General features: G+C 48.0%; 8 protein-coding genes. 3 read left to right on the top strand and 5 right to left on the bottom strand.

Annotated elements, in window-relative coordinates; all coding sequences use genetic code 11:
* The 5 genes from thyA to WBV75_RS14790 form a co-directional block, all read right to left on the bottom strand.
* Nucleotides 1-475 (bottom strand): thymidylate synthase (gene thyA / locus WBV75_RS14810; protein ID WP_424121352.1); only part of this gene is annotated, 475 nt, incomplete at its 3' end.
* A 140-nt stretch (nucleotides 476-615) separates the two neighbouring features.
* The gene (locus tag WBV75_RS14805; protein WP_424121353.1) at nucleotides 616-1,962 is read right to left on the bottom strand and encodes a NupC/NupG family nucleoside CNT transporter; all 1,347 of its coding nucleotides are present in this window, start codon (nucleotides 1,960-1,962) and stop codon (nucleotides 616-618) included.
* Between the two features lie 73 nt (nucleotides 1,963-2,035).
* A complete protein-coding gene (locus WBV75_RS14800) occupies nucleotides 2,036-2,668 on the bottom strand; it encodes a bifunctional nuclease domain-containing protein (protein WP_424121351.1) in 633 nt (210 codons plus the stop codon).
* An 86-nt stretch (nucleotides 2,669-2,754) separates the two neighbouring features.
* Nucleotides 2,755-3,723, bottom strand: coding sequence for an electron transfer flavoprotein subunit alpha/FixB family protein (locus WBV75_RS14795; protein ID WP_424121350.1), 969 nt, complete (start codon nucleotides 3,721-3,723; stop codon nucleotides 2,755-2,757).
* 18 nt (nucleotides 3,724-3,741) lie between these two features.
* The gene (locus WBV75_RS14790; RefSeq protein ID WP_424121349.1) at nucleotides 3,742-4,488 is read right to left on the bottom strand and encodes an electron transfer flavoprotein subunit beta/FixA family protein; all 747 of its coding nucleotides are present in this window, start codon (nucleotides 4,486-4,488) and stop codon (nucleotides 3,742-3,744) included.
* Between the two features lie 186 nt (nucleotides 4,489-4,674).
* On the opposite strand from WBV75_RS14790, the gene WBV75_RS14785 reads away from it, so the two are divergent.
* The 3 genes from WBV75_RS14785 to WBV75_RS14775 form a co-directional block, all read left to right on the top strand.
* Entirely contained in the window at nucleotides 4,675-5,652 is a 978-nt protein-coding gene (locus tag WBV75_RS14785) for a pyruvate dehydrogenase complex E1 component subunit beta (protein WP_424121348.1), read from the top strand.
* Between the two features lie 153 nt (nucleotides 5,653-5,805).
* Entirely contained in the window at nucleotides 5,806-8,298 is a 2,493-nt protein-coding gene (locus WBV75_RS14780) for a DUF5686 family protein (protein ID WP_424121347.1), read from the top strand.
* A 131-nt stretch (nucleotides 8,299-8,429) separates the two neighbouring features.
* The coding region (locus WBV75_RS14775) for a sodium/proton-translocating pyrophosphatase (RefSeq protein WP_424121346.1) at nucleotides 8,430-8,985 on the top strand (556 nt) is incomplete at its 3' end.

The raw sequence follows: 8,985 nt of genomic DNA, 5'->3' as shown, positions 1-8,985 counted from the left end.
ATGCATGGCAAGGCGGCAAGGCGGCTTTTCCCCGGGCGACGTTTTCTGAAAAGGATATTCCAGTATCCGGCAAAACCGACGGGTTCCATGCAGCCACCAACATACGGCGGCTGTCCGGGTTGGTGTTCAGGGTTTGCAATAACTGCGCGATCTGGTCTATGGAATCTCCATTCCAGTTGCGCCACTGCTGCCCGTAGACAGGCCCGAGGTCACCGTTTTCATCGGCCCACTCATTCCAAATCCGAACCCCGTTTTCCTGTAGGTAGCGGACGTTGGTATCCCCTTTCAGAAACCAGAGCAGTTCGTGAATCACGGATTTTACATGGATTTTTTTGGTGGTGACTAACGGAAAGCCCGCGGCGAGATCGAACCGCATCTGGTAGCCAAAAACGCTTAATGTGCCGGTCCCGGTCCGATCGGATTTCAGGGTGCCATGGCTCAGCACGTGATTCAGCAGGTCGTGATATTGTTTCATGAGTAATTACAGTTTACCCCGATTTGGGATGGGTCTAAAAGTAAATATTCAACTTGTTTTGCCGAAGCCGGATCAGGCCTTTTTTTTAAAAGGTTATTAACCTTGTCGGGAAAATGGAAAGAATAAAGCGGGAGCTATTTTTATCCGAGAATCATGCCCGCAAGCGTGGCGGAAAGCAGGGAGGCCAGGGTCCCTCCCACGACGGCCTTCAGGCCGAATTCGGAAAGGGTTTTCCGCTGTCCGGGTGCCAGGGAGCCGATACCCCCGATCTGTATCCCGATAGAGGCGAAATTGGCAAAACCACAGAGCATATAAGTAGCCATAATGACCGACTTCTGATACCCGAGATGTAAGGGATTGCTGAGGTCTTTCAAATCAGCCAGCTGGATGTACCCTACAAATTCACTGGCGGCCAGCTTTATGCCCAACAATTGCCCCATCATCATGATGTCGCTCGAATCTACGCCGATGAGCCACATCAGGGGAGCGAATAAAGCGCCTAAAAGGGCTTCGAGAGAGAGTGACTCATAAGGGGAGTTGAGGGCGATCCATTCATTGAGTGAGGTCAGGTCACCTACCCAACCCAGTATTCCGTTAATCATCGCGATAAAGGCGACAAATACCAGGAGCATGGCCCCAACATTGACAGCCAGCTTGAGACCTTCCGTGGTACCGTTGGCTATCGAATCGAGTAAATTACTTCCTATTTTATCTGCAGATACGCTGATCGTTTTATCCACTGCTTCCGTTTGCGGATACAGGATTTTAGAAACAACGATAGCTCCCGGCGCAGCCATAACGGAAGCGGCAATGAGGTGGCGTGCAAATTCCAGTCGGAGCTGCGGATCATTGCCTCCTAAAAAACCGATATATGCGGCGAGGACTCCCCCTGCCACGGTGGCCATACCCCCGATCATGACCAGGAGGATTTCCGAACGGTTCATTTTCTCGAGATAGGCCTTAATCAGCAGGGGGGCTTCAGTTTGTCCCAGAAAGATATTCCCCGCAATGCTGAGGCTTTCCGGCCCGGAGATTCCAAGGGCTCGCGACAGCAACCAGGCCAGCCCCCGGACAACGCGTTGAATGATCCCCAAATAATACAAGACGGATGTAAGGGCCGAGAAAAAAATGATGGTAGGCAGGATTTGAAAGGCAAAAACATATCCGATGTTCGGATTGTCTAAATCCATAAGGCTGCCGAAAACAAACGTACTTCCCGCCAGGGTGAATTCGAGAATACTGTTAAAAAAGGAGCCCAAAACATTGAAAAACCACTGTACGGCCGGAATCTTAAGAACCCCTATGGCGAGCAGTAGCTGTATACTCAGGCCCACGCCGACAGTTTTCCAATTGATTGATTTTCTCCTGGCACTAAAAGCGAAGGCAATGGCAAGCACGACTATAAGTCCCAGCAAACCTCTCCCGAGGGAAGTGATACTGAATCCCTGATTTGGGGTCAGGACATCCGGCGACGCATCCTGGGCCATACCGAAGAGCGGAAGCAATAGGAAAATCAGGCTTAAGAGAAGTGCAAAACAGGAATATCTGCCTTTTTTCAACTCAGCTTTTTCGTTTGGATATTTCATCCCTGAGCTTGGCAGCTTTCTCATAATCCTCGCCGGTTACAGCTTTTTCGAGTTCTTTATTCAGCTCTTCTAAACTCATTTCCCTGTAAGGAGCCCCGGATCCCGGATCGATTTCAACAGCCTGGCCTTCCTGCAGGATTTCATCGACCATTATACTGTCGTCACCATCTTCTTTGTCCGTATCCTTTGAAGAAAACTTAAGGAAAATACCTGCCTTATCCAGAATAGCTTTATAAGTAAAAATGGGGGCGTCAAACCGGAGGGCCAGGGCAATGGCGTCGCTTGTGCGCGCATCGATGATTTCTTCGACCTTATCCCGTTCAGAGATGATACTGGAGTAGAACACACCATCGACAAGTTTGTGGATGATTACCTGCTTGATGACAATCTGGAATCTGTCCGCAAAATTTTTGAACAAATCGTGTGTAAGGGGTCTGGGCGGTTGTATTTCTTTCTCCAGCGCAATGGCTATGGATTGAGCCTCGAAAGCACCGATTACAATGGGAAGTTTGCGCTCTCCATCCACTTCGTTAAGAATAAGGGCATAAGCCCCATTCTGAGTCTGGCTGTAGGAAATCCCTTTTATTTTTAACCTGACAAGGCTCATAGGCAAATTTAACGCATGAAAAGACTGTTAAACAACAGGGTTGTCCGGTTATTTAACAGCCCCAAAGAACGACAAATTAACAAAAATTAGCCGTTTTGTGCCTTAAATTCCTTTAATTTTTCGATCAATTCAGGTACCACCTCAAAAGCATCCCCCACGATTCCGTAGTCAGCCGCTTTAAAGAAGGGGGCTTCCGGATCTGTATTGATCACTACTTTGGTTTTGGATGCGTTTACACCGGCCAGGTGCTGAATGGCACCGGAAATACCAATGGCAATATAGAGGTTGCTGGCCACGGGTTTCCCGGTTTGTCCGACGTGTTCACTATGCGGTCTCCAGCCGAGATCAGAAACGGGTTTGGAACAGGCAGTTGCCGCACCCAGTACTTCAGCGAGATCTTCGATCAGATTCCAGTTTTCCGGACCTTTCAGGCCACGTCCGCCGGATACGACAACTTCGGCATCCGCAATGGTGACTTTATCAGAAGCTTTGTCCACTGATATAGATTTAACCCCAAAGTCAGAATCTGAGAAAGTTGGGGAGAATGCTTCTACCTGGGCTTCAACACTGTTCTCAAGGGTTCCGAAAGCGTTGTTTGAGACCCCGATAATGGCAGGCTCCCCTTTTAATTCGGTATATGCAAATCCCTTATTACTAAATGCAGTACGCTTAACCACCAGAGGTTCAGTGGTTTCCGGCAGGCTGACTACGTTATTGACGTACCCGGCTTTCAACATCCCCGCCAGGATAGAAATAGCGTATTTGGTGTCTGTGCTGGAACTGGTTACCAACACTTTTGCCCCTGTTTCGGAAACGGCCTGTCGCAGGAGGGAAGCCGTTCCCCTGGCATTGAATTCTGCAAGGCGCGGTTCAGCTGCATTCAGAACACGGGTTATTCCAAAGGCCCCGAGTTCTGCCGGACTATCTGCATTGACAGAGATGGCAATCACGTCGGTTCCCATGACTTTGGCCAGTTCGCTGGCGTAACTCGCCACTTCAAAGGCACTTTTTTTAAAATTTCCTTTTTCCGATTCTGTATATACGAGTACAGGCATTTTTTTACTTTTTTACGATTAAATAACTTTTGCCTCTTTGTGAAGCAGATCGATCAGTTCGTCAATGTTTTCAGGGTCTACCAATTTGACAGCTCCTTTGGGTGCCGGTTTTTCAAAACGTACATCCAAAGTACCCTCAGCGGCATCCACGGGAGGAACCACGGTGAGTTTCTTTTGTCGGGCCATCATGATTCCCCTCATATTAGGAATACGCAGGTCACTTTCTTCAACCAGCCCTTTTTGCCCTCCAATAATCAGTGGCAATGTGGTCTCTAGCGTCTCCTTTCCCCCGTCGATTTCCCGTACCGCGGTGGCCTTGTTATCTTCTACTTCAAGCGAGATACAGGTGTTGACAAAGTTCATATCGAGCATGGCAGACATCATTCCCGGGACCATTCCCCCGTTGTAGTCGATAGATTCCCTTCCCGCGATAATCAGGTCGTAACCACCTTTCTGCACGATTTCTGAAAGCTGGCGGGCTACAAATATTCCATCTACCGGTTCTGCGTCGATACGGATACCTTCATCGGCACCAATTGCGAGAGACTTCCTTATAGTGGGTTCTACGGAGGCAGTACCAACGGTGGCTACGTGGACTGTAGCCCCTTGTTTTTCTTTAAACCACATGGCGCGGGTCAGTCCGAACTCGTCATTCGGATTGATTACAAACTGCACACCGGTGGTGTCAAAGGCAGTGTTGTCGGATGTGAAATTGATTTTCGAAGTAGTGTCTGGCACGTTGCTGATGCATACGAGAATCTTCATAAAAACACGGTTTAAAACGTTTATTACAGGGCTGCTAAGATAGCCAATAATTTTATAAATACTATGCATGCATAGTAAAAAAAGTAATCAATTTAATGAACTTCTGTCTCCTGAGTTGCTTTATAATTTTCTATTTTTGTGGGCGTTTAAGGCGCAGTGCGCCTGTGCTTAGAATAAATTTTAGCCATGAAGACGATACAATTCAGAGAAGCCATTGCAGAAGCCATGTCCGAGGAGATGCGCAAAGATGAATCCATTTATCTTATGGGCGAGGAAGTAGCAGAATACAATGGGGCTTACAAGGCTTCCAAGGGTATGCTCGAGGAATTTGGTCCCAGAAGGGTCATCGATACCCCGATCTCTGAACTTGGTTTTTCCGGAATAGGTGTCGGTTCGGCCATGATTGGAAATCGTCCGATTATCGAGTTTATGACCTTTAATTTCTCACTTGTCGGTATCGACCAGATTATCAACAACGCTGCAAAAATGCGGCAGATGTCCGGGGGACAGTTTAATATACCTATTGTCTTTCGCGGTCCTACAGCTTCTGCAGGCCAGCTCGGGGCTACGCATTCACAGGCTTTTGAAAGCTGGTATGCGAACTGCCCGGGTCTGAAGGTGGTTGTGCCTTCCAATCCCAGGGATGCCAAGGGACTTTTAAAGTCTGCCATTCGGGATGACGATCCGGTAATTTTTATGGAGTCTGAGCAGATGTACGGAGACAAAGGAGAAGTTCCGGAAGGCGAATTCACATTGCCGATAGGAGTGGCTGAAGTCAAGCGGGAAGGGACTGATGTCACCATTGTCTCTTTTGGAAAAATAATCAAAGAGGCCTATGCTGCAGCAGAAACCCTGGAAAAAGATGGTATCTCCTGCGAAATTATAGACCTTATGACAGTCCGGCCCATGGATCATGAAACGATCCTGGATTCTGTAAGAAAGACGAATCGCCTGGTCATCCTGGAAGAAGCGTGGCCTTTTGGGAATGTTGCCACCGAGATCACCTATCAGGTCCAGTCCCAGGCCTTTGATTATCTGGATGCCCCTATTGAAAAAATCAATACCGCGGACACCCCTGCCGCGTATTCCCCTGTACTGCTCGAAGAATGGCTCCCCAATCGGGAAGATGTAATTCGGGCCGTTCGGAAAGTTCTGTACAAATAAAGAGTTCCTTTGTAACTTTTCCCCGGCTATACCGACCAAACACCGGGGATTTTTGCATTTATCGTATTCGACTCAATTTTACCTCCAAACATTCGTTGCCCTGTTAATATGTTCGTCCGATATAAGGATGGCAGGGCCTTAAAGTGGTTTCAAATGCAGCGATGGCTCGCAGTATTGGTTTTTTGGATTTCTGCCTTTGGTTTGGCTCAAACCAAGGTGGGTGGAGTTGTGGTGGATGAATTGGGGGACCCTGTGGCCTTTGCCAATGTACTGTTTAAAAATTCCACCGAAGGGACCATCAGCAACGATGATGGTCGTTTTTACCTGGAGAGCCAGGACCGCTTCGATACCCTGGTTATTTCATTTGTTGGATATACCAGTCGTGAGATTTTGCTTTCCTCCAGGGCCACATTGAATATGGAGATTGTCCTTGTGGAAGGGGAACAACTCGATGAGGTTGTGGTTTACGTGGGAAAACAATCCAAGAAAAACAACCCCGCCATTGATATCCTGCGAAAAATTTGGGCCAAAAAGCGTTCCAACGGCTTGCGGCTCTACGATCAGTACCGATATGATGAATACGAGAAAATCGAGTTTGATCTCAATACCATCGACAGCGCCTTGATGCAGAGCAAGATATTCAGGGGAATGGAATTTGTCTTTGAAGATTTAGATACCTCCCGGATTACGGGAAAAACCTATCTCCCTGTATTTATCAATGAAAAATTCACCACGGTCTACGGGGATAACGAGATGAATCTCGACAAGCAGGTAGTGATGGGGAACAAAAATTCAGGGTTTAGCAACAATCAGGCGATCATTGCCTTTGTACAGGATTTGTACACCCAGTATGACGTCTACGATAACTACATTAAACTCTTTGACAAGAGCTTTACCAGCCCACTCTCCAAGACAGGTATTGATACCTATAATTACGTCCTGGCTGACAGTGCCTATATTAAGGATAAATGGTGCTACAATATAATTTACTACCCAAGACGGAAGAATGAGCTCACTTTCAAGGGGGATTTCTGGGTAAATGATACGACCTACGCCATTGCTGAAATTAATATGCAGGTTACCCGGAGTGCAAATGTCAATTGGGTAAAGGAGTTGTATATAGAACAGGAATTCGAAGTGCTCTCCGATTCGGTGTTTCTCTTAAAGCGGGACTACCTCCTGACAGATTTTGCCCTGAACAAAAAAGATAAGTCCAGAGGAGTGTACGGCAAACGCACCACGGTTTATGACAACTATATTTTTGATCAGGCCCAGCCCAAAGATTTTTACCAGCAAAAACAGGATCCTTTTAACCCGGTGGTCATGGAGCGGAGTGATGCGTTCTGGGAGAACAACCGCCTGGAGGATCTCAACCGGGATGAGGAAGGGATCTACGCCATGCTCGATACGCTTAAAACCGTCCCTAAGTTCAATACCTTTTATTATTTGGCCAGCGTACTCGGCTCAGGCTATATCGAGATTGATAAGTGGAATATCGACCTGGGGGATATCTATAGCGCCTGGGGGTATAACGATGCGGAAGGGGTTCGATTCCGGGGGGGGGTGCGAACCTTCTTCGGACAAAATGATCCATGGCGTATCCAGGCCTATGGGGCTTATGGATTTATGGATCAGCGAATCAAATACGGCATATCGGGTAAGGTTCTGCTGGATCGCAGGAACCGTTTGATTCTCTCCGGGGGGAATCGGAGGGATATTGAACAGCTGGGTTTAAATTTAACGGCCACTACAGATGTCCTTGGGCGCAGTATTGCCTCGGGGAACTTGCTTACCGTAGGGACTAACGACCGCCTGACCAATATCAACCTGAGTACCCTGATGCTGGAAATGGAGCCTGTGAAAAACCTTCGTATGCGGTTCGGAACGTCCTTTCGAACCCTGAAATCTGCCCTGCCAGAGGCTTTTAGCCTGGATTATCTGGATCCGGACGCCCCAGGGGGTGTTTCCTCCCAAATCCGGCAGTTCGACCTGATCACCACCCTGGTCTATACACCGGGGAAGCGAACCATAGGATACGGGGTGGAACGGCGGGATATCAATGATAACTACAGTACGCTTCTTTTGAACTATACCCATGGGGTGCGTGGCTTTTTGGAAAGCGATTTTGACTATCGCAAAATCCAGTTTTCCTATACCCAGCCCTGGCAGCTTGGCGGGTTGGGCCGCCTTACGACATCCGTGGAAGTGGGGAAGACTTTTGGGGCCGTACCCCTGGGATTGCTCAATGTGGTGCCGGGAAACCAAACTTTCTTTACCATTTTTAATTCTTTTCCCAACCTCGATTTTTACGAGTTTGTTACCGACACCTACACCTCCATGCACCTGGAGCATAATTTTAACGGTCGCATCTTCTCCCGAATTCCGCTCCTCAGGGACTTAAACCTTCGCGAGATCGTGGGGTTAAGAGGTGTCTGGGGGGAACTCTCTGAGGAGAACCGGGTACTTAGCTCCCCGACCAATATTCCGCTCCAGGCCCCGGATGACCGGATATACTGGGAATACTCCTTTGGAGTGGGCAATATTTTCAAGATTTTCCGGATCGATTTCAACTTCCGGGGGAATTATCTCGAAAGCCCGGATGCCCGTCCTTTTAGCGTAACCGGCACCTTCGGTTTTCAATTTTAGGGTTCTTTCCCTTCGTTTGGCGCAGAATCAGGGCGGATTTACTCCTTGTGAGCCGCCCAAAAAAGTGCTTTTATATTCCAACCCCTTTCATTACTTTTGCAGCCGTTTTAAACTACTAAATAACTGACATGATGGAACAAATCGTGAACTATTTATGGGTCTTCGGAGTGCTGGGCCTAATCTTTGTGTTTATTAAAAATGCTTGGGTTTCCAAACAGGATGAAGGAGATGCAAAAATGTCTCGTATTGCAAAAAATATTTCCGACGGAGCGATGTCATTCCTCAAAGCCGAGTATCGGATACTCGCTATTTTCGTAGCAGCCGTTGCCATTCTGCTTTATTTTAAAGGAGAGAACGAAGCGGGGTCCAACGGAATGGTTGCCGTTTCTTTTATCGTAGGTGCCATTTGTTCTGCTCTCGCTGGTTTTATCGGGATGAAAGTGGCTACCAAGGCCAATGTCCGAACCACCCAAGCTGCCCGAACATCCCTGGGAAAAGCGCTGGAAGTGGCTTTTGCCGGAGGCTCTGTAATGGGACTCGGAGTCGTAGGACTCGGTGTTCTTGGACTCAGTCTTTTGTTTTGGTTGTACAGCAGCTTAGTATGGGAAGGCGGAACGAGTTCCGTAGACGGAATCGCGATGGTACTCAACGTACTTTCCGGTTTTTCCCTCGGGGCTTCCTCTATAG

Origin of the sequence: Robiginitalea sp., from assembly GCF_049588695.1 — a bacterium.
Classification (GTDB): Bacteria; Bacteroidota; Bacteroidia; order Flavobacteriales; family Flavobacteriaceae; genus Robiginitalea.
Note: the sequence above shows the minus strand (reverse complement) of the source record. Positions and strands in the feature narration are given on the sequence as shown.

Excerpts from the sequence above, each read along its gene's own strand:
- WBV75_RS14790 (WP_424121349.1), bottom strand. The coding sequence starts at position 4,488 with ATGAAGATTCTCGTATGCATCAGCAACGTGCCAGACACTACTTCGAAA.
- WBV75_RS14785 (WP_424121348.1), top strand. The coding sequence starts at position 4,675 with ATGAAGACGATACAATTCAGAGAAGCCATTGCAGAAGCCATGTCCGAG.
- WBV75_RS14800 (WP_424121351.1), bottom strand. The coding sequence starts at position 2,668 with ATGAGCCTTGTCAGGTTAAAAATAAAAGGGATTTCCTACAGCCAGACT.
- WBV75_RS14780 (WP_424121347.1), top strand. The coding sequence starts at position 5,806 with ATGCAGCGATGGCTCGCAGTATTGGTTTTTTGGATTTCTGCCTTTGGT.
- WBV75_RS14805 (WP_424121353.1), bottom strand. The coding sequence starts at position 1,962 with ATGGCCCAGGATGCGTCGCCGGATGTCCTGACCCCAAATCAGGGATTC.
- WBV75_RS14795 (WP_424121350.1), bottom strand. The coding sequence starts at position 3,723 with ATGCCTGTACTCGTATATACAGAATCGGAAAAAGGAAATTTTAAAAAA.